This window comes from Aeromonas sp. WP2-W18-CRE-05 (genome assembly GCF_014168615.1).
GTDB lineage: Bacteria > Pseudomonadota > Gammaproteobacteria > Enterobacterales > Aeromonadaceae > Aeromonas > Aeromonas caviae.
Map to the genome: position 1 here is coordinate 3,454,363 of NZ_AP021917.1, position 25,994 is coordinate 3,480,356.

The following is a 25,994-nucleotide window of genomic DNA, read 5'->3' on the forward strand; positions in this document are numbered from 1 at the left end:
ATGTGGTTCTGGCAGAAATACACCAGTCCGTGGAGCCTGTCCCAGGCAGGCATCCTCGGCATGAACAAGCGCAACCACTCCTATATCAGCCGCTACAACCCGCGCCGCCTCTATCCGCTGGTGGATGACAAGCTCAAGACCAAGCGCATCGCGCTGGATGCGGGGGTGACGGTGCCTGAACTCATCGGCACCATCCGAGAGCAGCACGACGTGACTCGCATCACCGAGCTGGTGAAGGACTGGCCGGGCTTCTGCATCAAGCCGGCCCGCGGCTCCGGCGGCAAGGGGATCCTGGTGATCCTGCGCCAGGAGGACGGCCTCTTCTACAAGCCCAACGGCAGCGCCGCCAACGGCCAGGATCTGGAGCGCCATGTCTCCAACATCCTGGCGGGACTCTATTCCCTCGGCGGCAAGCCCGACGTGGCGCTGGTGGAAGGGCTCATCAACTTCGACGACGTGTTCGACGGCTACTCCTTCGAAGGGGTCCCCGATGCCCGGGTGATCATCTTCAAGGGGTTCCCGGTGATGGCCATGATGCGCCTCTCGACCTCGGCTTCCGATGGCAAGGCGAACCTGCACCAAGGCGCCGTGGGGGTGGGCCTGTGCCTGCGCACCGGCCGCGCCCTGCGGGCGGTGCAGTTTGGCAACCCGCTGCGCCACCACCCGGACACCGGCCTGGATCTCTATGATCTGAAGGTGCCCCACTGGGACACCCTGCTCAACCTGGCGGCCTCCTGCTACGAGATGTCCGGTCTTGGCTACATCGGGACCGACATGGTGCTGGACAAATTCCGCGGCCCCATGCTGCTGGAGCTCAACGCACGACCGGGCCTTGCCATCCAGATCGCCAACGGTCGCGGCCTGGTGCCCAACCTCAAGACCATCGAGAAGCTGGGTCAGGTCAAGATGAACGTGGAGCAGCGGGTCAACTTCGCCAAGGATCACTTCGGTATCTTCGACGAATAGTCCGCCCCCCTTCTGCAAAAACGCGCCCACCGGCGCGTTTTTTTATGGCCGCTCCTGCGCGCAGGGCGCCCCGCCGGAAGGCCGATCCCCGTCACATCCCATGGCGGCGCCCCTTCAATGGCGCGGCACAAGGGGATAAGCTCCTGACCAATGAGGGGTGACCAGCTCATCGGCGCAGGCCACCCCATGTGCGTGAGACAGTGCGCCTGCCAGGGGGCACCGATTTGTCGACGACAACGGGGCTTCTCGATGGTAGATTAATCAAATCAAATAGATAGCATCGATCGGGTTTCTCCTATGCAACGTTGGCCCAGCCTGAAGCAGCTCCAGTATCTGGTCGCTCTGGACGAGCACAAGAATTTCAACCGCGCCGCCAAGGCCTGCCATGTCAGCCAGTCGACCCTGAGTACCGGGATCCAGACCCTGGAGGACATGATGAACCTGCAACTGGTGGAGCGGGATCACAAGAGCTTCATCATGACGCCGGTCGGCATGGAAATCGTGGCGCGTGCGCGCAACCTGCTCTCCGACGCCCGGGATCTGATGGAGCTGGGGCAGCAGCAGGGGGGCGTCATGCACGGCACGGTGCGCCTGGGCTGCATCCCCACCATCGCCCCCTTCCTGCTGAGCAAGCTGCTGCAGGTGTGCGGCAAGGCCTATCCGGATCTGGAGCTGCTGCTGCGGGAAGACACCACCACCAATCTGCTCAAGCAGCTGGAGCAGGGGCAGCTCGATCTGCTGATCCTGGCGCTGCCGGTGGAGATCGGCGGCTTCCACAGCAAGACCGTCGGCCAGGATCCCTTCCACATGGTGATGCCCTCCCACATGGCTGCGGGCCTGCACATGCCGTTCGACTACAAGGAGCTGCCCAACCAGAGCATCTTCCTGCTGGAGCGGGAGCACTGCCTGACGGAGCACGCGGTGAGCGCCTGCCGGCTGCGGGACAAGAGCAAGATCAACCCGTTCGCCGCCACCAGCCTGCACACCCTGGTGCAGATGGTGGGGGCCGGTCTTGGCACCACCTTCCTGCCCCAGATGGCCATAGATGCGGGCATCCTCGACAACACGGACCTGGTGGCCATTCCCCTGCCCGGTGAGAAACCCTATCGGGAGATAGGCCTGGTATGGCGCCCCAGCACCACCCGGGTGCAGACCTTCTACAAGATTGCCGAGCTGCTGACGCCGCTCATTACCCCCAAACCGGCGGGGTGATCCAGTGGCTGCCCCCACAGGCGGCCACTCGTCAATACCGTTGTCATTCAGGTTCCAGGCAGGATCATCGTCTATGATGAACCCCGTGCCCTATCAAGGAGTTGAGATGTTTCGCACCTTGCTGCTGCCCCTGCTGGCCCTGCTTCTCGCCGCCTGCTCCAGCACGCCGGAGCCTCCCCCTCCCGTGCGCCAGAGCGGCGCATTCGACAACTTCTATCAGCAGTGGCGCGGCGTGCCCTATCGCATGGGCGGTACCAGCCGCGCCGGTCTCGACTGCTCCGCCTTCACCCAGCTCGCCTACAGCCAGGTGCTGGGCTTCACCCTGCCCCGCACCACGGAATCCCAGGCGAGCCTCGGCCGCCCGGTGGACAGATACCGTCTCCAGCACGGGGACCTGGTCTTCTTCAAGACCGGCTGGCAGCAGTACCACGTCGGGGTCTACACCGGGGCAGGTGAGTTCATCCACGCCTCCACCAGCAAAGGCGTGATCCGCTCGCGCCTCGACAACGTCTACTGGAACAGCCGCTACTGGCAGGCCCGCAGGCTGGTCCAGTAGGTGCGACCCCAAACATGAAAAGGCCCCTCGGGGCCTTTTCATGTTGTTGCCGGGTCAGTGCTTGCGGTGCCAGCGGGGCGAGGTGGCGCGCTCTCCCCAGGGGGTCATGCAGGGCAGCAGGGCCCCCTCGATGACGTCCTCATGGCTCGCCAGCGCCAGGGCAATCTTCTCGTGGAGCAGGCGCAGCAGGTTCTTCTCCTGGCCCGCCAGGGAGTGGCCCGCGGCGAAATACTCCTGCTGATGTTGCAGCGCCAGCTTCTGGGCAAACTCATAGGTGTTGAAACTGTCCGGCATGCGCGCGATCACGTCATCCAGCCGGGCCAGCAGGCTATGCAATTCCCTGGTCATGTGCGGTTCTCCCTCCGAGTTGGTGACCCACAATTACCCCTTATTGGATAGAAGACCAATCCAGATACCTCAAAAATGGGAGCCCGGACACAGTTCCGGGCAACGCTGCCCACTGGCAGCCACCCTCTGCCCTCGCCCGGTTTACAAGTCGGCAACGAATCGCTAGATTTGGACCGACTAATCAGTCGGTCACTTTTCGTGCGGAGCATGCCATGGACACCACCGTCACCCCCGCCTCACCGGACAAGTTCTCCCTCCCCGAACAACTGCATCGGCTCAGGCAGGCCAGCCAGGCCACTCCCATGCCGGATCTGGCGTCCCGCCGCGCCAGACTTGATGCCCTCAAGCAGGGGCTGCTGCGCCACAAACAGGCACTGTGTCAGGCCCTGGCCCGGGACTACGGCCAGCGCAGCGATTACGACAGCCTGATCGCCGATGTGCTCCCCTGCGTCATGCAGATCAACTACACCCTGAAACGGCTCAAGGGGTGGATGAAACCGGAGCGCCGTCATTCCGGCCTGCTGCTGGCACCCGCCAGGGTCGAGGTGCACTATCAGCCCCTCGGCGTGGTCGGCATCATGGTGCCCTGGAATTTCCCGGTGATGCTGAGCCTCGGGCCCCTCATCGGCGCCCTCGCCGCCGGCAACCGCGCCATGATCAAGCTCTCCGAGTTCACCCCTCACACCAACGCCGCGCTTCGCACCCTGCTCGATGAGGCCCTCGGCAATGACGAGGTGGTGGTCATCGAGGGGGATGCGGGGATCGCGGCCGCCTTCAGCGCCCTCCCCTTCGACCATCTCATCTTCACCGGCTCCACGGCGGTGGGTCGGCTGGTGATGGCCGCGGCCGCCCCCCAGCTCACCCCCCTCACCCTGGAACTCGGCGGCAAGAGCCCCTGTCTCATCGCCCCCGACATGCCCCTGGCCCTGGCGGTGGAGCGGATGATCTTCGGCAAGAGCCTCAACGCCGGCCAGATCTGCGTGGCCCCCGACTACGTGCTGCTGCCGAGGGGGCAGGAGCAGGCCTTTATCGAGGCCTATCAGGCCCATTTTCGCCGCCTCTACCCCAAAGGGCTCGAGAGCCCGGATTATGGCGCCATCATCAACGCCCCCCAGTACGAGCGGCTCACCGCCTGGCTGGAGGAGGCGAGGCAGGCCGGTGCCCAGATCCACCCCTGCGTCACGCCCGCCCAGGATGACGCCACCCGCAAACTGGTGCCCCACCTGCTGACCGAGGTACCCGGCCACTGCCAGGTGATGCAGCAGGAGATCTTCGGCCCCCTGCTGCCCCTGGTGCCCTATGACGACATCGAGGAGGCCCTGGCCTATGTGGCGGCCCGGCCCCGCCCCCTGGCGCTCTATCTCATGAGCCTGGACGAGACGCTGCAGCGCCGCCTCATTCGGGAGACCCACGCCGGGGGCATGGCCATCAACGAGAGTCTGTTCCAGGTGGCGGCGGACGATGCCCCCTTCGGCGGCATCGGTCCCTCCGGCATGGGCCACTATCACGGCCGCGAGGGGTTTCTCACCTTCTCCAAAGCGAAAACCGTGCTGCGCCGCGGGCGCTTCAGCACAGGCTCCCTCATTCACCCCCCCTATCGGCGCTGGTACCAGCGGCTGATGATGGCCCTGTTCCTGCGCTAGGAGGCGAGATGCGAGAAACCATGACCGACAAACGCCGCCAGATCCTGGATGCCGCCCTGGCCCTGTGCGCGGAGGATGGCCTGCAGGGTGCCGCCACCGCCCGCATCGCCAAGGCGGCCGGGGTGGCCAATGGCACCCTGTTTCATCACTTTCCCAGCAAGGAGGTGCTGATCCAGAGCCTCTACCAGGACATCAAGCTGCGCCTTGGCGCCGCCATCACCGAGGCCGATGCCGCCCTGCCGCTCCAGGCGCAGGCCCGCCACTACTGGCACCAGGCCATGGGCTGGATGCAGGCCCACCCCCGTGAGCTCAGGTTCGTGCTGGGCTTTTTCCACTCCCCCCTGCTGGCCCGCCCCCTGCGCAGCCAGATCCTGGCTGAGACCCTGCATTTTCTGCCGAGCCTGCTCGCCCGGGGCCAGGCCAGCAGCGAGCTGATGTCGGCCCCGCCTGCCCTCATGCTGGAGGTGTGCCAGGGCCAGTTTCTGGCCTGCGCCTCCCTCTTTGTCGATCAGCCTGAACTGGGAGAAGACCCCCACTGGCAGGAGAGCGCCTTCACCCTCTTCTGGTCCGCCATCAGCGGAGGTTCCCATGCGCCCTGACGCCCTACTTGCCACCGGCAGACGCCTCTGGATTGGCAGCCTGCTCTGGATCATCGGCCGCACCCTGTGCCGCGCCGCCCGGGTCGACCAGGCGGTACGCCGCGAGCTTGCCCCCCTGCCGGACGGTCTCACCATCAGGCTGGAGGTAAACGGCATGACCCGGGGGCTGAGTCTCTACAAGTTCGCGGGGCGCTGGCACTGCGGTGAGGAGGCTGGCAGGGCGCATTCGACCTGTGCCCATGACAGCCCCCACCCCCTGCGGGTGCGCTTCAAGCACCCCGCCGTCGCCTTTCGCGCCCTCAGTTTTCGCCTCGGCATCAACCAGGCCTTTTGCGAAAACCGGCTGCTGGTGGAGGGGGATCTCGACGCGGCCATGCACCTGGTGCGAGCGCTTGAGCAGTTGCAGAGCCTCATCCTGCCCGCCTTCATCGCGCGGCCCCTGCTTCGCCACTACCCGGACCCGCATCGCAAGCTCGCGCGGGCCTGCCACATCTATCTGGGTCTTCTGACCGGTTGAACACGAGGAGAACGGGATGAGCCGTTATTACGATTTTTTCTGCCCGGTCAAGCTGATGGCGGGGGAGCAGGCACTGGAACAGTTGCCGGATGCCTTGAGGGGATTGGGAGCTGGCCGCCCCTTGCTTCTCACCGACAAGGGGGTCAGCGGCAGCGGGCTCGCCACCCTGCTGGCCGATGTGATGGCCGAAGGGGCCTTGCCGGTCGCCGCCATCTGGGACGAGATCCCGGCGGACTCCTCCACCGCCGTGGTGGAGCGGATCGCCCGCCACTACCGGGAGCTGGGCTGTGACAGCCTGCTCGCCCTTGGCGGCGGCTCCGTCATCGACACCGCCAAGGCGGTGAACATACTGGCGACCCTGGGGGGCGAGCGGCTGCTCGACTATGCCGGAGCGGATTGCCTGACCCGTCCCCTCAACCCCCTGGCGGTGGTCCCCACCACGGCGGGGACCGGCTCCGAAGTGACGCTGGTGGCAGTGATCAAGGACGAAGGGAGCGGGCGCAAGGTGCCCTTCACCTCCCCCTTCCTGCTGCCCCGGCTGGCGGTGCTGGATCCCCGCTTCACCCTGGGGCTGCCGCTGCCCATCACCGCCGCCACCGCCATGGATGCCATGACCCACGCCATCGAGGCCTTCATCGGCAACGGCAAGAACCCGGTCAGTGACGCCCTGGCCCTGATGGCGGTGGAGAAGATTGCCACCGCCCTGCCCAGGGTGCTGGCCCACCCGACGGACAAGGGCCTGCGGCTGCAACTGGCGGAGGGCTCCACCCTGGCGGGCATGGCGTTTTCCAACTCCATGGTGGGGCTGGTACACGCCCTTGGCCACAGTCTGGGGGCGCGCTGCCACCTGCCCCATGGCCTCTGTATGAACCTCTTCCTGCCCACCGTGCTCGACTACAACCGGCCCGGCATCGACCCCGAGCTGGCCCGCCTGCTGCTACCCCTGGTGGGGCCGGAGCGCTTTGCCGCGACCCCGGCCGAGGGGCGACCCCAGGCCACCATCGAGGCGTTGCAGGCACTGCGCGATACTCTGTGGCAGACGGTCAAGCTGCCCCGTACCCTGCGGGAGGCGGGCCTCACCGACAAGGCGCTGCTGCCCGGGATCCGGGATCTCGCCATCAACGATGGCGCCCTGCTCTACAACCGCAAGGATGCGGACAGGGACCAGTTGCTGGTCCTGCTGGAGCGGGCCTGGGAGTAGCGGGCCCCTTGCCCGTCAGACATCGGGGGTGAAGACCCCGGTGGAGAGATAGCGATCCCCCCGATCGCAGATGATCGCCACCACCACCCCCTGCCCGATCTCCGCCGCCACCCGCAAGGCCCCGGCCATGGCGCCACCCGAGCTGACACCGCAGCAGATCCCCTCCTCCCGCGCCAGGCGGCGCATCATGACGAGGGACTCTTCCAGTGTCACATCCAGCACCTCATCGACCCGCGCAGGCTCGAAGATGGCGGGCCGGTAGGCCTCGGGCCAGCGGCGAATGCCGGGGATCTGGCTCCCCTCGGCCGGTTGCAGGCCGATCACCGCCACCGCCGGGTTCTGCTCCTTGAGGTAGCGGGAGACCCCCATGATGGTGCCCGTGGTGCCCATGGCCGAGACGAAGTGAGTGACCGCCCCGCCGCTCTGGCGCCAGATCTCGGGGCCGGTGGAGCGGTAGTGGGCATCCGGGTTGGCGGGGTTGTTGAACTGATCGAGCACCAGCCCTTCCCCCCGCGCCTGCATGGCCAGGGCGAGGTCTCGCGCCGCTTCCATGCCCTCTTCCACCAGCACCAGCTCGGCGCCGTAGGCCTGCATGGCGTCGCGCCGCTCCTGGCTCATGTTGCTCGGCATGATGAGTCGCATCCGGTAACCCCGGGACGCCGCCACCATGGCCAGCGCGATGCCGGTATTGCCGGAGGTGGCCTCGATGAGCCGGGCTCCTGGCGCTAAGTGACCACTCGCCTCTGCCTGCCTGATGAGGTTCAGCGCCGCCCTGTCCTTGACAGAGCCGGCGGGGTTGTTGCCCTCCAGCTTCACCAGCAGGGTGACGCCGGGGTGCGGATTGATGCGGCGCAGCGCCAGCAGCGGGGTGTTGCCTATCAGATCGTCCAGGGTGGCGAAGGCCATGACGGATCCATCCTCTCTCAATGTTCTATACCTTGCCTTGCGACCATTCGCAGGCCGGCCAGTGTAAGCGAGCCCGCCATGGGCGCAAAGAATGGCGTTGGCAAACCCTGTCCGCCATGTTCTGATCTTCCCATTCACCCAGAGAGGACTCCCGATGAGCGACATCCTACACCAGGCCGATCAGCAGCAGTTTGTCTGCACCGTGGACGGCAAGCTCTCCCGCCTTGCCTATCGCCGGCTGGACGCCACCACAGTGGACGCCTACAGCACCCAGGTTCCCCCCGAGCTGCGCGGACAGGGGATCGCCGACAAGCTGGCCCGCAGCTTCTACGACTGGACCCTCTCCGAGGGGCTCACCATAGTGCCGAGCTGCAGCTACATCGACGTCTGGTTGCGCCGCAATGCCGGTTGAAGCCGGGGCGCTGCGGGAGGCGCACCTGCGGGCCTGTACCGAGGCCCTGCTGCGGGCTGATCACCCGCGCATGGATTGCCTCCGGGCTGCGCGGGAGCTGGCCCTGCCCGACTGGGCCCTGGGGGCGGGGTTTGTGCGCAACCTCATCTGGGATCACCTCCATCACAAGGCCGAGCCCACCCCGCTCAACGACATCGATCTTATCTATCTGGACAGCGCTGATCCGACTGGATTGAAGGAGGCCGATCACGAAGCCTGGCTCGCCGCCAGGATGCCGGGCCAGTTGTGGGAGGTGCGCAACCAGGCCCGCATGCATCTGCGCCAGCAGGTGCCTCCTTTTGCCAGCTCGCTGTCGGCCCTCAGCCACTGGGTGGAGATACCCACCTGCATCGGGGTCCGCCTGCTGGCAGATGACGGGTTCGAGTGGCTGGCCCCCTACGGCTTTGCCCCCAACTGGTCCCTGGTGGTGAGCCCCAATCCGCGCTGTCGCCAGGAGAGCCGTATCTTTAGCGAACGAGTCAGCGCCAAGGAGTGGCAACGCATCTGGCCTGACCTTGTGGTGAACTGGCCATGAGCGGATTGCAAAGGGTCGACAACCTTGGGCACACTAAGAAAAAGATGTTTGTAACTCAATGGGTTAAATAATGCGCGACTTCTTCTCTCTCGAGCGCTGGCTGCCGGGGCTCGCCGCCTTGCTGCAATACCAGCGGGCCTGGCTGATGCCGGATCTTCGCGCTGGCCTCTCGGTCGCGGCCGTGGCCCTGCCCGTGGCCATCGCCTATTCGGAGCTCGCCGGGGTAGGCGCCATCGTCGGCCTCTACTCCTGCATCCTGCCCATGGTGGTGTATGCCCTCTTTGGCACCTCCCGTCAGCTCATCGTCGGTCCGGATGCCGCCACCTGCGCGGTGATCGCCGCCGTGGTAACGCCGCTCGCCGCCGGGGATCCCACCCGTCACTGGCAACTGGTGATGACCATGACCGCCATGACCGGCTTCTGGTGCCTCATCGCCAGCCGCTTCAAACTGGGGGTGCTGGCAGACTTTCTCTCCCGCCCCATCCTGATGGGGCTGCTCAACGGGGTGGCCATCACCATCATGGTGGGCCAGCTCTCCAAGATCTTCGGCTTCACCTTCAGCGAGCGCTACCTGATAGAGCGGATCCTGAACGGCACCAGCTACATTACCCAGACCCATCTGCCCACCCTGGCCATGAGCCTGACGGCCCTGCTCACCCTGCTGCTGGCCAAACGCTACAAGCCGGCCTGGCCCTCCTCCATGGTGGCCATGGTGGTGACGGCGGCCCTGGTGTGGCTGTTCAATCTCGGCCGCGTCGACATCGCCACCCTGGGGACCATCGGCTCGGGGCTGCCCGCCTTCCAGATGCCGGACTTTCCCCCCGGGCTTATCCGTGAGCTGGTGCTGCCCGCCCTCAACCTCGCCATGGTGAGCTTCGTCTCCATGATGCTCACCGCCCGCAGCTTTGCCGCCAAGAACGGCTACGAGATTGATGCGGACAAGGAGTTTAGGGCGCTGGGCATGGCGAACCTGGCCGCCGCCGCCTCCCAGGGGTTTGCCATCAGCGGGGCGGATTCGCGCACCGCGGTCAACGACGCCAACGGCGGCAAGAGCCAGCTGGTCTCCATCATCGCCGCCGCCGTCATCGCCCTGGTCACCTTCTACCTGACGGCGCCGCTGCAATACATTCCCACCGCCGCCCTCGGGGTGGTGCTGGTGATGGCCTCCCTGTCGCTCACGGATTTTCGCGGCCTCTGGGCCCTGCGCGAATCTGACCGCGCCGCCTTCTGGCTCGCCCTGGTGACCTTTGTCAGCGTGCTCACCATGGGGGTCATTCCGGGCATCACCCTCGCGGTCCTGCTGGGGCTGTTCCAGTTCCTGCGCAACGTGATGCGCCCCACCGACCAGCTGCTCGGCATGGACGACGAGGGCGTGGTGCGCACCCTGGGGGACAACGAGCAGGCCAAGGCGATTCCCGGCATCCTGGTCTACCGCTTCAACTCCCCGCTCACCTACTTCAACGCCCCCTACTTCAAGCGGCGGGTGCTGGCACTGCTGGTGCAGGATCCCCACAATCCCAGGTGCCTGGTGGTGGATGCGGTGGCCTGCTTCACCCATCAGGACATCAGCGTCATGAGCATGGTGGGAGAGCTGCACAAGGAGCTCAAGCGGCGCGGCATCCACATGGTGATGGCCGGTCGGCACGGCCAGATGAGCCAGTGGTTCAAACAGGCGGGGATCCGGGTCGGCGAGGATGGCATCATCCTCTGCCCCGACATGTACCAGGCCCTGCGCATGACCCGCTGCTACCGGGAGCCGGTGTTCCGGGACGACGAGGGGGTGGAGAGCACCACAGATGCCCTGCTCACCCGCTGGCCGCACGATGACGACCTGCCCGACTCGGCGCGCCTCACCCGCCCCAGCGAGCAGGAGGCCGGCGCCACGCCGGTCTGAGACACATCCTCTGGTCGCAGGCCCCCTCCTCCTGCGACCAGGATTGCACCCCGCCCCCGCTTGGTGTTAAATGCCCCTCCAGTTGGCCCTGACGAGGGCCATCGCCAGCACCTGGATATCCCATGCAGACTCAATCCCACGCGGGCCCGGGCTCCCTCTTCGCCCTGACCTGGCCACTGTTCATCGATCTGGCCCTCCACTTTCTGACCGGGGCCCTCAACACCTTCATGGTGGGCCACGTCTCCTATCAGGGGGTGGCGGCCCTCGCGGTGGGCAACCAGGTCTTCGATCTCGCCATCACCCTGTTCAGCTTTGTCAGCATCGGCACCAGCGTGGTGATCACCCAGTATCTGGGGGCGGGAGACAAGGAAAAAGCCCGCGTCGTTATCCACACCGCCATCGGCTTCAACCTGCTGGTGGGACTGGTGGCCGCGGTCGGCGTCATGGCAGGGGCCGGCACCATGCTGGCGCTGATGAACCTGCCTGCCCACCTGATGAGCGACGGCAGCCTCTACCTGCAGATCATCGGGCTTTGCCTGCTGCCGGAGGCGGCGGCCCTCTGTCTGGCCGCCACCCTGCGTGCCCACGGCCACACCCGCCAGGCCATGTACGTGACCCTCATCGTCAACCTCATCACCTTCGTCGGCAACCTGCTGCTGCTCTATGGCTGGTTCGGCCTGCCCCAGCTCGGGGTCGCCGGGGTCGCCATCAGCACGGTGGCCGGGCGTATCGTCGGGGTGGTGCTGCTGGTGTGGCTGGTGGCACGCAAGACCGGCATCCGGCTGCGTCTGCCCGAGATCGTCCGCCCAAGCCGCGCCATGCTGGACAAGGTGCTGCACATCGGGCTGCCGGCGGCGGGGGAGAACCTCTCCTGGATGCTGCAGTTCATGGTGGTGACCGCCTTCGTCGGCCTGCTCGGCGACAAGGCGCTGGCGACCCAGTCCTACTTCTTCCAGATCTGCCTGTTCATCCTGCTGTTCGGCCTCTCCATCGGCCTTGGCAACGAGATCATCATCGGCCACCTGGCGGGGGCCAGACGCTTCGATCAAGCCTATCGCCAACTGATGAAGAGCCTGAAACTCGGCCTCATCGTCACCGCCGCCATCGCCATCGCCGCCGCCCTGAACGGCCGCGCCATCATCAGCCTGTTCACCGACGACGCCGACATCATCACCCAGGTGGCGCAGCTCTTCCTCATCAGCCTCATCCTCGAACCCGGTCGCACCTTCAATCTGGTGGTGATCAACGCCCTGCGCGCCACCGGGGATGCCCGTTTCCCGCTCTACATGGCGCTCGTCTCCATGTGGGGCATTGCCGTTCCCCTGGCCTATTTCCTTGGTATCATGCAGGGCTATGGCCTGGTAGGCATCTGGCTGGCCCTCGCCTGCGACGAGTGGGTGCGCGGTCTGGCCATGTTCTGGCGCTGGCGCAGTCGTCGCTGGCAAAACAAAATTCTTGTCGAAACATAAGCGGAATCACCATGAAGAAAATCGGACTCTTGTTGACGGCCATCCTGCTCAGCCCGCTCGCCATGGCGCAAACCGCCCCGGCGACCCCCAAGGCGCAGGCTCCCCAGACCTGGTATGTGGCCCCCATCGTCATCGACGAGACCAGCGAAGCCCAGAAGGCCCTGACCAAGGAGTTCACGGCCCAGATGATCAAGACCATCAAGATCAACGAGTACCAGACCGGCAAGGCGGTGGGCAAGACCAAATCGCCCAAGTGGCTGATCCGCACCAAGCTGATGCCCGCAAGCCAAGAGCCCCTGGTCGGCAAGAAGCACCCGCAGGGCCTCACCTACGGCAAGGGCATCCCCACCCAGGAGATCGTCGGCGAGCTCATCATGAACGGCACCCTCGTGGCCCACATCGGTCAGGGCTGGCGTGAACCCATCGTGCCGGGCACACCGGTGGCGGAGAAGATCTCCATCGCCAACTACCAGTACGCCATCGGCAACGAGGCCAAGGCGCCGGATCTGGAAGAGCTGGCGGCGCAGATCGGTTTCGAGGCAGGCAAGGTGATTGCCAGAGACGGCAAGCCCCTGCCCGAGAAGAAAAAGAAAAAAGAGTAAACGGCTCACCCGTTTCCAGTCAGGGGCCTCGCGCCCCTTTCTGTTGCCCGCCCCGTTGCAGACCCCCTCTCCCGAATGTGAAGCGGATCCCGCTTCTTTCCTCTGCTGCCCCAGGGTCAGCAGGCAATCATCTTGTAATTCAAACAGTTAAAAATCGCCCTTCCCATGCAGCAAATCCGTGGCCCCGAATTGGATCGGGATCACGTTTCTCCCCGGCAGTAAGGGGTACTTTGGTCTTGCAGGCACAATCAAACGAAACCAAGGAGGCCGCATTACATGTTCCCAGAGTACAGAGAGCTCATCTCGCAACTGAAGAGCAGTGATGTCCATTTCCAAAAGAAGTTTGACTTGCACAACGACCTGGATGCGGAGATCAGAAAGCTGGAGAAACACCACGCCAGCGACTACAGCTCCGAGGTGAAGGATCTGAAAAAACAGAAACTTAAACTGAAAGAGGAGATATACGACATCCTCAAACAACATCCACACTAGACGCCTCGACGAATACCTGGATAAGCAACTTATCCTGCCAGCCCGGCCCGACGCCGGGCTTTTTATTGACCGCCCCAAGGCGCGGCAACGGCCACTTCCCTTGGCACCGGAAAACGAAGCGGGCCAATGGCCCGCTTTGTCTTACCTGTTTCATCCCATGATCACACCGGCGGATGGAACTGGCTGGCCTCGCGGGTAGCCATCTCCTCGTAGGTGGCCCACTTCTGCCACGCCACTTGTTGCGCCACCTGCATCAGCCGCTGTGCCTCTTCAGGATGGCTCTGGGCCAGCACCCGATAACGGGTCTCCTGCTGCCGATATTCGGCAAGGGGGATGGAGGGGCGCAGGCTGTCGAGGCTGAAGGGGTTCTGCCCGGCGCTGCGCAGTATCGGGTTGTAGCGCATCAGCGGCCAGTGGCCCGAATCGACCGCACGCTTCTGTTGGGCCAATCCCTGCTCCATGTCGATGCCGTGGGCGATACAGTGGCTGTAGGCGATGATAAGGGACGGGCCCGGATAGGCTTCCGCTTCCCGCAAGGCTTGCAGCGCCTGCTGCGGGTTGGCACCAAAGGCGATGCGGGCAACATAGACGTTGCCGTAGGAGATGGCCTGCAGCGCCACATCCTTCTTGGCCAGCGTCTTGCCTCCCGCCGCGAACTTGGCGACAGCGCCGAGCGGGGTCGATTTCGACATCTGACCGCCGGTGTTGGAGTAGACCTCGGTATCCATCACCAGCACGTTCACATCCCGCCCGGAGGCGAGCACATGGTCGAGCCCCGCCGAGCCGATGTCATAGGCCCAGCCATCGCCGCCCACTATCCAGACCGAGCGGCGCACCAGCTGATCAATCAAGGAGAGCAGCTCGCGAGCTTTGCCGGATTTCACCTCTTCCAGCCGCTCCCGCACTTGCGCGACCCGGGTACGCTGGGCGCGGATCTCAGACTCCAGCCGCTGCGGGGCGCTGATCAGCGACTCGACTAGCTCTGGGCCCAGCTCCCCCTTCATCGCCTGCAAAGCCGCCACCGCCTGACCGTGATGCTGATCGGCGGTGAGGCGAAAACCAAAGCCAAACTCGGCGTTGTCCTCAAACAGGGAGTTCGACCAGGCCGGCCCCTTCCCTTCACCGTTCTTGGCCCAGGGGGTGGTCGGCAGGTTGCCGCCATAGATGGAAGAGCAACCGGTGGCGTTGGCCACCAGCATGCGATCACCAAACAGCTGGGTCAGCAACTTGAGATAGGGGGTCTCGCCACAGCCGGCGCAGGCGCCGGAGAACTCGAACAGGGGTTCGAGGAACTGGGCCCCTCGCACCGTGGAGAAGTCCACCCGCTCGCGGGCAGGCCAGGGCAGGCTCTCGAACCAGCGCAGCGCCTGTTTCTGACCAGCCAGATGGGGGGCCTTGTCCATCATGGTGATGGCGCGCTCGCCCTCGTGTTCCTCATCAGCCCCGGCCCGCACCGGACAGGCCTGCACGCACTGGCCACAGCCGGTGCAATCCTCCGGATAGAGCTGCAGGGTGTAGCGGCTGTCGGGGAAGCCCCTGGCGGTGACGGGTACCGACTGCGCCGCCTCGGGGGCGCTCGCCAGCCAGTCCTGATGGTAGAACTTGGCCCGCAGCGCCCCATGGGGGCAGACAAAGACGCAGTTGCCGCACTGGATGCAGATATCGGAGTGCCAGATGGGGATCTCGCGGGCGATATCCCGCTTCTCAAAGCGGCTGGTGGCGGTGGGGTAGGTGCCATCCACCGGCAGCATGGAGACGGGGATCAGATCGCCGCGCCCCGCCAGCATCGGGCCTGTGACCCGCTGGACAAACTCGCTGCCACCCGGTGCCAGCGGCAGCGGATAGTCGCTGAGCAGCTCCTCACCGGCCGGGATGGCCACCTGATGGAGATGGGCCAGAGTGTCGTCCACCGCCGCGAAGTTGCGCTCGACCACCTCGGGCCCCTTGCGGGCATAGCTCTTCTCGATGCTCTCCTTGATAAGCGCAATGGCTTCGTCCCGCGGCAAGATGCCGGCCAGGGCGAAGAAGCAGGTCTGCATGATGGTGTTGATGCGATTGCCCATGCCGTTTTGCTCGGCCACCCGATCGCCGTCGATGCAGTAGAGCTGGATATTGAGGGCGCGAATGCGGGCCCGCAGCCGCTCGGGCAGCTGGCCCCACACTCGGTCAGCCTCATGGGGGGCATTGAGCAGCAGGGTCGCCCCTTCCGCGGCGTGCTCCAGCAGATCGACCGATTCGACAAAGCCCCACTGGTGGCAGCCGATAAAGCTCGCCTGCTCGATAAGCCAGGGGGCGTCTATGGGCTCGGGGCCAAAGCGCAGGTGGGAGACGGTGCGCGAGCCCGACTTCTTGGAGTCGTAGACGAAGTAGCCCTGGGCGTGGAAGCCCTCCAGCTCGCCGATGATCTTGATGCTGTTCTTGTTGGCGCCGACCGTGCCGTCGGCACCAAGGCCAAAGAAGAGCGCCCGCACCCGGCTAGGGGGCTCCAGATCGCCGATGGGGTGCCAGGCCAGGCTGAGGCCCGAGACGTCATCCACTATCCCCACGGTGAAGCGGGGGCGTGGCGCATCGGAGGCCAGCTCCTCGAACACGGCCGCGCACATGGCGGGGGTGAACTCCTTGGAGGAGAGGCCGTAGCGACCGCCACTGAGCCAGGGCAGCCGCTTGATAAGGCCGCGCTGCAAGCCGTCGATCAGCGCACTCTGCACATCCAGCAGCAGCGGCTCGCCACCCGCCCCCGGCTCCTTGGTGCGATCCAGCACGGCGATGCGCCGCACGCTCTCGGGCAGGGCATCGAGCAGCGCCTGCACCGGGAAGGGACGATAGAGGCGAATGACCAGCACCCCGGTCTTGCGATCCTGCCGGTTGAGCCAATCCACGGTGGTGCGGGCGGTGGCGGCCCCCGAGCCCATCAGCACGATGACATCGGTGGCATCGGGCGCGCCGTGGTACTCCACCAACTGGTAGTGGCGGCCAGTCAGCTCACCGAGGCTCTCCATGCACTGCTGCACCCGGGCCGGCACCGCCTCGTAGAAGGGGTTGACGCTCTCGCGGGACTGGAAATAGGTATCCGGGTTCTGGGCGGTGCCGCGCATCACCGGATGATCCGGGTTGAGCGCCCGGGCACGGTGGGCCCGTACCCAGTCGTTGTCGATAAGGGCGCGAATTTCATCTTTGTGCAGGGCGACTATCTTGTTCACCTCGTGGGAGGTGCGAAAGCCGTCGAAGAAGTGGATAAAGGGCACCCGGCACTGCAGGGTGACGCTGTGGGCGACCAGGGCCAGGTCCTGCGCCTCCTGCACCGAGCCGGAGGCGAGCATGGCAAAGCCGGTGCTGCGCGCCGCCATCACATCCTGATGGTCGCCAAAGATCGACAGCCCCTGCGCCGCCAAGGATCGGGCCGCCACATGGAACACCGCCGAGGTCAATTCGCCTGCGATCTTGTACATGTTGGGCAGCATCAGCATCAACCCCTGACTGGCGGTGAAGGTGGTGGCGAGCGCCCCCGCCTGCAGGGCGCCGTGCACCGTGCCGGCCGCTCCCCCTTCGCTCTGCATCTCCACGACTGTGGGGATGTTGCCCCACAGGTTGGTCTGCCCTTCTGCCGCCCAGGCGTCAGCCAGTTCGGCCATGGTCGAGCTCGGGGTGATGGGGTAGATGGCACACACTTCGCTCAGCTGGTACGCCACCCGGGCCGCGGCTTCGTTGCCGTCAACCATGATCAGTTCATGTTTCATTGGGACTCCTCCGGTTGGCGCAGCAGGATGGCGTGGCAGGGGCACTGGTCATGGCAGGCACCGCAGCCGGTGCAACGCTCGGCATCCACCTGATACCCCAGACCCGGCCCCAGCTTGGCGATGGCCTGCTCGGGACAGCTGCCATAGCAGCCGTCGCACTCGAAGCAGTTGCCGCAGGAGTAGCAGCGCGCAGCCTCGTAGCGGGCTGCCGTCTCGTCCAGCCCGCCGATGATCTCGCCAAAGTCGTCCCGCGCCGAGGGCGGTTTGACCGGCTGACTGCTGGCCGGGGCGTGGGTCTGGAACCAGAGCTGCAACTGCTCCGGCCCCACCAATGAATAGGAAAGCGGTTTGTGGTAGAGGCGACCGCGCAGCCAGGCATCCATGTGGCGCGCCGCCTTCTTGCCGTGGCCGGTGGCAATGGTGACGGTGCGCTCGGAGGGCACCATGTCGCCACCGGCAAAGAGGCCCGGCACATCCGTCATCAGGTTCTCGCCAACCTGTACTACTCCCTCCTTGTTGACCCGCACGCCGGGGATGCTCTCCAGCACAGAGAGGTCGACCTCCTGACCCAGCGCCAGAATGAGGGAGTCCGCTTCGAGGGTTTCAAACTTGCCGGTGGGCACCGGCTTGCCATGCTCGTCGAGGATCATCACCTCCACCTCGATGTTGGTGCTGTCGAGCTGGCGGATAGTGCGCAGCCAGTTGATCTTGATCCCCTCCTCCTCGGCCTCATCGGCTTCAAAGGCGTGGGCTGGCATATGGTCCCGGTCGCGGCGGTAGATGATCATCGCCTCCTCGACCCCGAGGCGACGAGCGGTACGGGCCGCATCCATGGCAGTGTTGCCGCCGCCGTAGATGGCCACCCGCCGTCCCAGTTTTGGCGGTGGCAGTCCTTTCTCTTCGGCCAGACTCGCCTGTTCTAGGAAGCTCACCGCATCGAGGATCTTGCCTGCCTCCCGGGCCGGAATGTCGACCCGCTTGGCCAGATGGGCGCCGATGGCCATGAAGACGGCGTCAAAGCCCCCCTCGTCACGCGCCTTGAGCACATCCTCCACCTTGTGGTTGAGGGTAAGGGTGACACCGGCAGCGACGATGCGGGCCACCTCCCGATCCAGCACATCGCGAGGCAGGCGGTAGGCGGGAATGCCGAAACGCAGCATGCCGCCGGCCAGCGGCCCTGCCTCGCGGATCTCCACCTGATGGCCGAGCCGATTGAGGTGCCAGGCGCAGGAGAGGCCGGAGGGACCGGCACCGATCACCAGCACCTTCTTGCCGCTGGCAGGGGCAGGTGGCACAGGCAGCCAGCCCCGGGCCAGCGCCTCGTCGCCGAGGAAACGCTCGATGGCGTGGATGGAGACGGCATCATCCACCTGGGCACGGTTGCAGGCCGTTTCGCAGGGGTGATAACAGACCCGCCCGTGGACTGCAGGCAGGGGATTTTCTTCGATGAGGCGCTGCCAGGCCGCCTCAAAGCGGCCCGCTTCGGCCAGGGCAAGCCAGGCCTGGATGTTCTCGCCAGCCGGGCAGGCGTGGTTGCAAGGTGGCAGGGCCGGCCGCCAGACGGGCAGCCGGGTACGGACCGGGCCTGTTCCCGTTTTCTGGGAGAGATCCGGCTGTGGGGTCATATCCAGTTGTTTGCTCATACATTGCTTTCTTCTTTTTGTGTGACAGGCCCCATCCGAATGCGCTTGATACCGTGTTGCCTGGGCAGACGGTGGCCGGAGAGGGAAGAAGCGAAAGCGTCAGAAACTGGAAGCTGGCTCGATGATGGGCCGTTTTTTGTACGACATGGTGGATCAGGATCAATAAATGTTGCGCTTTATGGGTCGCCCCCTTCACAACCGGATCCCCGTCACACCCCGCAGCCATTCGGGCCTGTCGCCCGAGCCCCCTCGCCGCCCTCGACGTGGGCAGCAGGAGAAGATTGCCGCCCGGGACAGGAATCGTTATCTTCCCCTCTTCACAGGAATCGCCACAGCACAAGGACCAGGACATGCCGACCCTCGCCAGCATACATCTCTACCCCATCAAATCGACGGCAGGCATGCCGCTGGAGCGCGCCCGGGTGACCCAGGAGGGGCTTGCCGGGGATCGCCGCTACATGGTGGTCAAACCGGATGGCACCTTTATCACCGCCCGCACCCATCCCCAGTTGCAGCAGGTGGTGGCCACCCCCGTCGAGGGGGGGCTGCAACTGCGCTATCCGGGTCTGCCCCCCCTTGCCCTCATGGAGGCGGCGTTCAGTCGCGCCCCTCAGCACACCGGTGTCTGGGGGGATCGCTTTACCGCCTTGCACACCGGGCCCGACGCCGATGAGTGGCTGAGCCGGGTGGCGAGGGAGCCGGTGCGCCTGCTCTGGCTCGGGGAGGCATCCGATCGTTTTCGGGAGAAGACCGGCACCCGGGTGAGCTTTGCGGACGGCTACCCCTTGCTGCTCATCAGCCAGGCTTCCCTTGAGGATCTCAACCTGAGATCCGATGCCTTGCACCAGATGAGCCAGTTTCGTACCAACCTGGTGGCGAGCGGCACCCGCCCCTTCGAAGAGGATGGCTGGAAGCGGATCCGCATCGGCGAAGTGGAGTTTCGGGTGGACAAGCCGTGCAGCCGCTGCATCATGACCACGGTGGAGGCAGGCACGGAGCGCTTCAATGCCCTGAAAGAGCCGCTGGCCACCCTCACCCGCTACCGCCGTGGCGAAGATGGTGAGGTCTATTTCGGCCAGAATCTGGTGGCCCTGAACGAGGGCTGGATTGAGGCGGGCAGCGAGATCGAGGTGCTGGAGCGGGCCCGGGCGCCGGTCTACCCCAACGCGGCCCCAAAAAAGCGGGAGCTGGTGTGCGTCGCCCGGGAACCCCTGGCCCGGGATCTGGAAACCTTCTGGTTCGAGGGGGCCGACGGCGAGCCCCTGCCGGACTACCTGCCCGGCCAGCATCTGCCCATCAGCCTGGACATCAAGGGGGAGCGGCTGCAACGGCGCTACACCCTGAGCTCCACGCCGGAGCGGCCCGAGCGTTACAGCATCAGCGTCAAGAAGCTGGCCGATGGCCGCCTCTCCCCCTGGCTGCACCATGAGCTGCGCGTGGGCGATCACCTGCTGGCCGCCCCCCCGGCCGGCGAGTTTCACCTAGAGGCCGAGCGCAGGCTGCTGCTGCTCTCGGCAGGCTCGGGGGTCACTCCCATGCTCTCCATCGCCCGCACTCTGGCACTACGGGGGGAGCTCGATGACGTCCACTTCATGCACCTGTGTCGCAGCGAGGCAGACATCCCTGCCGCCAGCGAGCTGCACGCCATGGCGCAGCAGGGAATGACCCTCACCCTGATCCTGAGCCAGCCTGACAAACACTGGCAGGGGCTCAGCGGCCGTCTGAATGACGATCACCTGGGCCGGATCCGGGGTTTGCAGGAGCGGGAGGTGTTCATCTGCGGCCCCCACGGCTTCATGGCCGATGCAGCCAACCGGCTGACCGCCCTCGGCGTACCGGCCGGGCGCATCCGCCAGGAGAGCTTTGGCGGGGCCCTGCTCTCGGTGGCCCGCCCCCATCAGGCGGTGCAACTGCGTATCGGCGAGCGGGAGTTTGCGGGCAACAACCAGGGCACCGTGCTGGATCAGGCCAACAAGCAGGGGGTAGAGCTGCCCTGGAGCTGCCGTGCCGGCATCTGCGGCAGTTGCAAGCAGACCCTGGTCTCGGGCGAGGTGGATCACCCCGATGCCCCCGCCATCAGCGCCGCCGAGCGTGCCGAGGGCAAGATCCTCGCCTGCTGCGCCGTGCCCCTGACGGATCTGGTGATCAAATAGGGTGATCGGGGGGCAAAACCCCGTCCCCGGAATGCAAAACGGCTGCCCGAGGGCAGCCGTTTTCTTTAGATGACTGGCTATCAGCCACGCAGGGCGGCGATGCGCTGCTCGATGGGCGGGTGGCTCATGAACAGCTCGCTCATGGAGCGCTTGCCGTTGATGCCGAACGCCATCATGGAACCCTCCATCTGCGGCTCGGCACCGCGGGCGAGACGCTGGAGCGCGGCGATCATCTTGTCGCGGCCGGCCAGCTTGGCGGCACCGGCGTCGGCACGGAACTCGCGCTGACGGCTGAACCACATGACGATGATGGAGGCGAGCACGCCGAACACCATCTCCAGCACGAACACGGTGATCATGTAGGCGAAGCCGCCGGTGCTGCTGCTCTCTTCCTCGTTGTTGGAGCTAAAGAAGTTGCTGATGACGCCGGCCACGATGCGGGCGAAGAACATCACGAAGGTGTTCACCACCCCCTGGATCAGGGTCAGGGTCACCATGTCGCCGTTGGCCACGTGGCTCACCTCGTGGGCCAGCACGGCTTCCGCCTCGTCGCGGCTCATGCTGTAGAGCAGACCGGAGGAGACGGCGACGAGGGAGTCGTCACGGCGGGCGCCGGTGGCAAAGGCGTTCATCTCGGGGGAGTCGTAGATCCCCACTTCCGGCATCTTGATGCCAGCTTCACGGGCTTGACGGGCAACAGTGCTCACCAGCCAGTGCTCGGTCTCGTTGCGGGGCTGCTCGATGACCTGGACGCCATAGCTGCGCTTGGCCATCCACTTGGACATCAGCAAGGAGATAAAGGAACCCCCAAAACCGAACACGGCACAGAACACCAACAGACCGGAAATGCTGGACTTGTTGATCCCCAGAACCGAGAACAGGATATTGAGTACCACCCCCAGCACCAGCATGACGGCCAGGTTGGTCACCAGGAATAGCATAATTCGCTTCATATTGACTCCTTGTGAGATATGGATGCATGGTTCGGGGCGCCCCAGGGGCGACCGATGCCACACTTGCCCCAGATAATAGACAGACTCGATGAATGTTTGCTGAATGTCTGGCCTCAGAGCAAGGGCGACACATCGAGACAGTGGTGCAAATCCACCTCATTCACCGCGTCCACGAAGGGGAGCTCCCCCAGAAATGGGGCCGGCAACATGGCTTTCAAGGTGTCCAGGTTCTCCTCGTAGCGGCTCATGTGCGGATCCACCCGGTTGATGACCCAGCCCGCCAGGGTCAACCCCTGCTGACGAATGGCGCTGACGGTGAGCAGGGCATGGTTGAGGCAGCCCAGCCTGGCCCCCACCACCAGGATCACCGGCAGCCGCTCCTGGGCGACCCACTCCGAGAGCAGACGCTGATGATCCAGCGGCAGGAACCAGCCCCCCGCCCCTTCGACAATGACGAGATCGGCCCCAGCTCCCTCAATCTCCCGCAAGCCGGCGGACAGCCCCTCGAAGGGGATGCTCACCCCCCGCTCACGGGCGGCGATATGGGGGGCGATGGGCGGCTCGAAGGCATAGGGATTGACCTGCTCGTAGGGCAGCGCAACCGTGGCCGCCTGCTGCAACAGCAAGGCATCCAGATTGCGAAGCCCCTCCGGGGTGCGGGTGCAGCCCGCCGACACCGGTTTGTACCCGGCGCAGCGAATGCCTCTGGCGGCAAGCGCCAGCAACAGGGTGCGGGCCACCAGGGTCTTGCCCACGTCGGTGTCCGTGCCCGTGATGAAATAGGATGTCCCCATGATGATTCCTCGATGCAGTGCAGGGGCGCAGAGGCGCCCCGATATCCATGGTGAAAGGCAGGCGCGCGTCCTGCCGCTGAAGGGGTGGGTGCGCCGGGTCTTTTTGTGTCAGCGCCGCACCAGGCGCCCGAGGCAGACCTCGTAGCTGGCGGCCAGCAGGCCGTCCGGTTGACGGTGGCGCTCGTAGGCCTCCCCCAGTCGCACCAGGCGCTGGCGATGACCCAGGCCCGCAGACCGCTCGTCGTTGACCTGGCTCGCGCCTATCCCCTTGAGGTCGCGCAGCAGTCCGCTGAGCGCCGGGTAGGCGAGGGACCAGGTCAGCGGGCAGAGTTCCGTTGCCTCGAAGCCCCCGTCACGGGCCGCCTGCTGCAACTGGGGCAACGTCAGGAAGCGATTGACATGGTCACGACCATCCACGGCCCGCCAGGCCTCCCGCAGTTGCCACAGTGACCCCGAAAGCAGGGTCGAGAAGAAGACCTGTCCACCGGGTTTGAGCACCCGGTTGAGCTCGGCAAAGGCCTGGGCCGGCCGCTCGCACCACTGCAGGGCCAGGCTGGAGAAGACCCAGTCCAGGCTCTGGTCGGCAAAGGGCAGCCCCTCCGCGTCGCCGCACACCAGGCGGGCTCCGCTCCCGCGAAGGGCCGCCTGGGCCAGCATGCCGGGAGCGAGATCCAGCCCGGTCAGCGTCTCGCAGCGCGGCGCCAGGGCAGGCAGGAAGAAACCGGTGCCGCAGCCCAGATCCAGCCCGGCCCCTGAGCGCACCTCTTTCACGCCCCCCTCGTCCATGCGCGCCAGCAGCGACTGCCCCACCTCCTGCTGGAAGCGGGCGTGGGCGTCGTAGTGGCGGGCCGCCGCCCCGAAGCGGCGGGCGAGCTGCGCCTTGTCCACCGACTGGAAACGCTCATGCACCATGGGCGCCCCCTCTCTCGTCAGTGGATGGGCGGGGCCCCAGGGCCTCGAGCAGGCGATCCACGTCATCTTCGCCATGGGCGGCGCACAGGGTGATGCGAAGGCGCGCCGTGCCGACCGGCACCGTGGGCGGGCGGATGGCGCCGGCCCAGACACCGCACTCCCGCAGCCGCTCGGCCAGTTGCAGGGCAGCGACGCTCTCCCCCACCAGCAGCGGCTGGATGGGGGTATCGCTTGCCCCAAGCCGCCAGCCGAGCGCCTGCGCCCCCTGCCGGAACCGGGCGACAAGGCGAGCCAGATGGGCACGGGCCTCGTCGGCTACGCGTACCAGCTCGATGCTCTGGTGCACGGCGCACGCCTGGGCGGGGGGCATATGGGTGCTGTAGACATAGTGGCGGGCAAAATTGACCAGGTACTCCACCAGCTCGCGACTGCCCCCCACAAAGGCGCCGGCCACCCCGAGCGCCTTGCCGAAGGTCCCCATCTGGATGTGCACGCTGGCAGGAGCAACCCCCTGGGCCGCCAGGGTGCCGCGCCCCTCGGCACCCAGCACGCCGAGGCCGTGGGCATCGTCAATCATCAGCCAGTTGCCGCTTCGGGATGCGAGTGTGGCCAGCTCAGCCCAGGGGGCCTGATCCCCGTCCATGCTGAAGACCCCTTCCGAGACGATCAGGCCCCGGTTTGGCTCAAGCAGCCGCTCAAGGGCCGCCATGTCGTTGTGGCAAAAGCGCTTCATCTTGCAGGGGAGCTGGCTCCCCATCTCCTGCAGGGAGGCGTGGTTGAGCCTGTCCTGCCACAGCAGGTGATCCTTGCCGAGCAGGGCCTTGAGCACCGCCTGATTGGCGGAGAAGCCGCAGTTGAACAGCAGCACCGCCTCCACCCCGAGCCAGTCGGCAATCGTCTCTTCCAGCTGCTGGTGCGCGCGGCTGTAGCCGGTCACCAGGGGCGAGGCACCTGCCCCTGCGCCATATTGCGCCACCCCCGCCGTGAAGGCGGCCTTGATGGCGGGGTGACCCGCAAGGCCCAGGTAGTCGTTGCCAGAGACGTTGAGGTAATCACGCCCCCCGACCCGGATCCGCCCACCGCTCGCCACATCCACCGGGGTGCGTCGGCGCAGCAGGGTGGCCTGTTCACGCTCGGCCAGCGCCTCCCCCAGGGCAAAGGGGCCGGTAACAACGGGCGTCATCATGGACGGAGGACATCTGCGCGGGAACGGGTGGCATCGTAGAAGAGTTCGCTCGGCTCGCTCTGGCGGTTCACCTCGGCCAGCAGCTCCTCCTCTTGAACCTGATCCGGCTTCTGGGCCCGCTGGGCGGGGCGGATGCCGAGGCGCTTGAAGAGCTGCATGTCGCTGTTCTCGTCCGGATTGGGGGTGGTCAGCAGCTTGCAGCCGTAGAAGATGGAGTTGGCCCCGGCCATAAAGCACATGGCCTGCATCTGCTCGTTCATCTTCTCCCGCCCGGCGGAGAGGCGCACGTGGGAGGCCGGCATCATGATGCGTGCCACGGCGATGGTGCGGATAAATTCGAACGGGTCCAGGTTTTCCTGGTTCTCCAGGGGCGTCCCCTTCACCTTGACCAGCATGTTGATGGGCACGCTCTCCGGGTGGCGCGGCAGGTTGGCGAGCGCCATCAGGAGGCCCGCCCGATCTTTCGCCTGCTCCCCCATGCCGACGATGCCGCCGGAGCAGACCTTCATGCCGGCGCCGCGCACATGCTCCAGGGTGTCGAGCCTGTCCTGATAGGTGCGGGTGGTGATGATGTCGCCGTAAAACTCCGGCGAGGTGTCGAGGTTGTGGTTGTAGTAATCCAGGCCCGCGGCCCCGAGACGCGCCGCCTGATCGGCGGTCAGCATCCCCAGCGTCATGCAGGTCTCCATGCCGAGCCCGCGCACCTCTTCAATCATCCGGATGATGTAGGGCATGTCCTTTTCTTTGGGGTTGCGCCAGGCCGCCCCCATGCAGAAGCGTGACGAGCCGTTGGCCTTGGCCTCCCGGGCCCGCTCCAGCACTTTTTCCACCTCCATCAGCCGCTCGGTCTCGAGCCCGGTGTGGTAGCGAGCGCTCTGGGGACAATATTTGCAATCTTCCGGGCAGGCCCCGGTCTTGATGGAGAGCAGGGTGCTTACCTGCACCTCGTTCGGGTCGAAATGGGCGCGGTGCACCGTCTGGGCCTGGAACAGCAGATCGTTGAATGGCAGGGCAAAGAGATCCTGAACCTCGGACAGGGTCCAGTCGTGACGAAGGGTGTGGGCACCCGCGGTGAGAGCATTCATACATGGCTTCCGGTTGTTATTGGTGGGATCCTGCGCCGCGCTCAAGAGAGCGTTCGCCGCAAGACCCGCCAGCTGGACAGCGCGATGCCAGGGCGTTCGCGAAGCCAAGTGGCTGAAATTGTTGGCTAGTGTAGAGAGCA

At 65.6% G+C, this 25,994-nt stretch carries 23 protein-coding genes; 14 read left to right on the forward strand and 9 right to left on the reverse strand.

The window, feature by feature from the left end; translation table 11 throughout:
• From H7R73_RS16010 to H7R73_RS16020, 3 genes are all read left to right on the forward strand, one after another.
• Complete coding sequence (locus H7R73_RS16010) at nt 1-966, forward strand: alpha-L-glutamate ligase-like protein (RefSeq protein ID WP_039039849.1); 966 nt, start codon at nt 1-3, stop codon at nt 964-966.
• A 297-nt stretch (nt 967-1,263) separates the two neighbouring features.
• A complete protein-coding gene (locus H7R73_RS16015) occupies nt 1,264-2,178 on the forward strand; it encodes a hydrogen peroxide-inducible genes activator (RefSeq protein ID WP_010674086.1) in 915 nt (304 codons plus the stop codon).
• Between the two features lie 106 nt (nt 2,179-2,284).
• A complete protein-coding gene (locus H7R73_RS16020) occupies nt 2,285-2,734 on the forward strand; it encodes a C40 family peptidase (RefSeq protein ID WP_029314241.1) in 450 nt (149 codons plus the stop codon).
• 54 nt (nt 2,735-2,788) lie between these two features.
• Here the strand turns inward: H7R73_RS16020 and H7R73_RS16025 are convergent, their stop codons facing one another.
• Nucleotides 2,789-3,082: a hypothetical protein gene (locus H7R73_RS16025; protein ID WP_041212706.1), complete on the reverse strand. Its 294-nt coding sequence runs from the start codon at nt 3,080-3,082 to the stop codon at nt 2,789-2,791.
• 212 nt (nt 3,083-3,294) lie between these two features.
• Here H7R73_RS16025 and H7R73_RS16030 point away from each other — a divergent pair, with 212 nt between their 5' ends.
• Genes H7R73_RS16030 through H7R73_RS16045 form a run of 4 tightly spaced genes read left to right on the forward strand, consistent with a single transcriptional unit; the run spans nt 3,295 to nt 7,042 of the window.
• Nucleotides 3,295-4,725, forward strand: a complete 1,431-nt coding sequence (locus tag H7R73_RS16030) for a coniferyl aldehyde dehydrogenase (RefSeq protein ID WP_103259810.1) — start codon at nt 3,295-3,297, stop codon at nt 4,723-4,725.
• A gap of 8 nt (nt 4,726-4,733) precedes the next feature.
• Nucleotides 4,734-5,324, forward strand: a complete 591-nt coding sequence (locus H7R73_RS16035) for a TetR/AcrR family transcriptional regulator (RefSeq protein ID WP_103259809.1) — start codon at nt 4,734-4,736, stop codon at nt 5,322-5,324.
• A complete protein-coding gene (locus tag H7R73_RS16040; protein ID WP_103259808.1) occupies nt 5,314-5,841 on the forward strand; it encodes a hypothetical protein in 528 nt (175 codons plus the stop codon). The genes H7R73_RS16035 and H7R73_RS16040 overlap by 11 nt, the downstream gene beginning before the upstream one ends.
• Nucleotides 5,842-5,857: 16 nt before the next feature.
• Nucleotides 5,858-7,042 carry an iron-containing alcohol dehydrogenase gene (locus H7R73_RS16045; RefSeq protein ID WP_042882017.1) on the forward strand — a complete coding sequence of 395 codons (1,185 nt, stop codon included), beginning with the start codon at nt 5,858-5,860 and terminating at the stop codon, nt 7,040-7,042.
• A 15-nt stretch (nt 7,043-7,057) separates the two neighbouring features.
• Here the strand turns inward: H7R73_RS16045 and cysM are convergent, their stop codons facing one another.
• Complete coding sequence (gene cysM, locus H7R73_RS16050) at nt 7,058-7,948, reverse strand: cysteine synthase CysM (protein ID WP_103259807.1); 891 nt, start codon at nt 7,946-7,948, stop codon at nt 7,058-7,060.
• Nucleotides 7,949-8,102: 154 nt separating this feature from the next.
• On the opposite strand from cysM, the gene H7R73_RS16055 reads away from it, so the two are divergent.
• The 6 genes from H7R73_RS16055 (at nt 8,103) to H7R73_RS16080 (ending at nt 13,391) form a co-directional block, all read left to right on the forward strand.
• Nucleotides 8,103-8,360 carry a GNAT family N-acetyltransferase gene (locus tag H7R73_RS16055; protein WP_103259806.1) on the forward strand — a complete coding sequence of 86 codons (258 nt, stop codon included), beginning with the start codon at nt 8,103-8,105 and terminating at the stop codon, nt 8,358-8,360.
• Nucleotides 8,350-8,934: a nucleotidyltransferase family protein gene (locus H7R73_RS16060; RefSeq protein ID WP_103259805.1), complete on the forward strand. Its 585-nt coding sequence runs from the start codon at nt 8,350-8,352 to the stop codon at nt 8,932-8,934. The genes H7R73_RS16055 and H7R73_RS16060 overlap by 11 nt, the downstream gene beginning before the upstream one ends.
• 70 nt (nt 8,935-9,004) lie before the next feature.
• On the forward strand, nt 9,005-10,828 hold the full coding sequence (locus H7R73_RS16065; protein ID WP_103259804.1) for a SulP family inorganic anion transporter: 1,824 nt from the start codon (nt 9,005-9,007) through the stop codon (nt 10,826-10,828).
• Nucleotides 10,829-10,950: 122 nt separating this feature from the next.
• A complete protein-coding gene (locus H7R73_RS16070) occupies nt 10,951-12,297 on the forward strand; it encodes an MATE family efflux transporter (protein WP_010674075.1) in 1,347 nt (448 codons plus the stop codon).
• 11 nt (nt 12,298-12,308) lie between these two features.
• Nucleotides 12,309-12,899 (forward strand): hypothetical protein, encoded by a 591-nt coding sequence (locus tag H7R73_RS16075; protein WP_039039859.1) that lies wholly within the window; start codon nt 12,309-12,311, stop codon nt 12,897-12,899.
• Nucleotides 12,900-13,175: 276 nt separating this feature from the next.
• The gene (locus H7R73_RS16080; RefSeq protein WP_103259803.1) at nt 13,176-13,391 is read left to right on the forward strand and encodes a YdcH family protein; all 216 of its coding nucleotides are present in this window, start codon (nt 13,176-13,178) and stop codon (nt 13,389-13,391) included.
• Nucleotides 13,392-13,552: 161 nt separating this feature from the next.
• Here H7R73_RS16080 and nifJ read toward each other — a convergent pair whose 3' ends face one another.
• The gene (gene nifJ / locus H7R73_RS16085; RefSeq protein ID WP_103259802.1) at nt 13,553-17,128 is read right to left on the reverse strand and encodes a pyruvate:ferredoxin (flavodoxin) oxidoreductase; all 3,576 of its coding nucleotides are present in this window, start codon (nt 17,126-17,128) and stop codon (nt 13,553-13,555) included.
• Entirely contained in the window at nt 17,125-18,771 is a 1,647-nt protein-coding gene (locus H7R73_RS16090) for an NAD(P)-binding protein (RefSeq protein ID WP_103259801.1), read from the reverse strand. Before H7R73_RS16090 ends, nifJ begins: the two co-directional genes overlap by 4 nt.
• A gap of 350 nt (nt 18,772-19,121) precedes the next feature.
• Between H7R73_RS16090 and H7R73_RS16095 the strand changes: the two genes are divergently transcribed.
• A complete protein-coding gene (locus H7R73_RS16095) occupies nt 19,122-20,924 on the forward strand; it encodes a hybrid-cluster NAD(P)-dependent oxidoreductase (protein WP_103259800.1) in 1,803 nt (600 codons plus the stop codon).
• A gap of 80 nt (nt 20,925-21,004) precedes the next feature.
• Here H7R73_RS16095 and htpX read toward each other — a convergent pair whose 3' ends face one another.
• The 5 genes from htpX to bioB all read right to left on the reverse strand — a co-directional run bounded on the left by htpX (nt 21,005) and on the right by bioB (nt 25,854).
• On the reverse strand, nt 21,005-21,877 hold the full coding sequence (gene htpX, locus H7R73_RS16100) for a protease HtpX (protein ID WP_010674070.1): 873 nt from the start codon (nt 21,875-21,877) through the stop codon (nt 21,005-21,007).
• Between the two features lie 113 nt (nt 21,878-21,990).
• Complete coding sequence (bioD, locus tag H7R73_RS16105; protein ID WP_041212695.1) at nt 21,991-22,671, reverse strand: dethiobiotin synthase; 681 nt, start codon at nt 22,669-22,671, stop codon at nt 21,991-21,993.
• A gap of 108 nt (nt 22,672-22,779) precedes the next feature.
• Nucleotides 22,780-23,583, reverse strand: a complete 804-nt coding sequence (gene bioC / locus H7R73_RS16110; RefSeq protein WP_103259799.1) for a malonyl-ACP O-methyltransferase BioC — start codon at nt 23,581-23,583, stop codon at nt 22,780-22,782.
• Nucleotides 23,573-24,769, reverse strand: a complete 1,197-nt coding sequence (bioF, locus tag H7R73_RS16115; protein ID WP_103259798.1) for an 8-amino-7-oxononanoate synthase — start codon at nt 24,767-24,769, stop codon at nt 23,573-23,575. Before bioF ends, bioC begins: the two co-directional genes overlap by 11 nt.
• Nucleotides 24,766-25,854 carry a biotin synthase BioB gene (gene bioB, locus H7R73_RS16120; protein WP_103259797.1) on the reverse strand — a complete coding sequence of 363 codons (1,089 nt, stop codon included), beginning with the start codon at nt 25,852-25,854 and terminating at the stop codon, nt 24,766-24,768. The genes bioF and bioB overlap by 4 nt, the downstream gene beginning before the upstream one ends.
• Between the last annotated feature and the right edge of the window lie 140 nt (nt 25,855-25,994).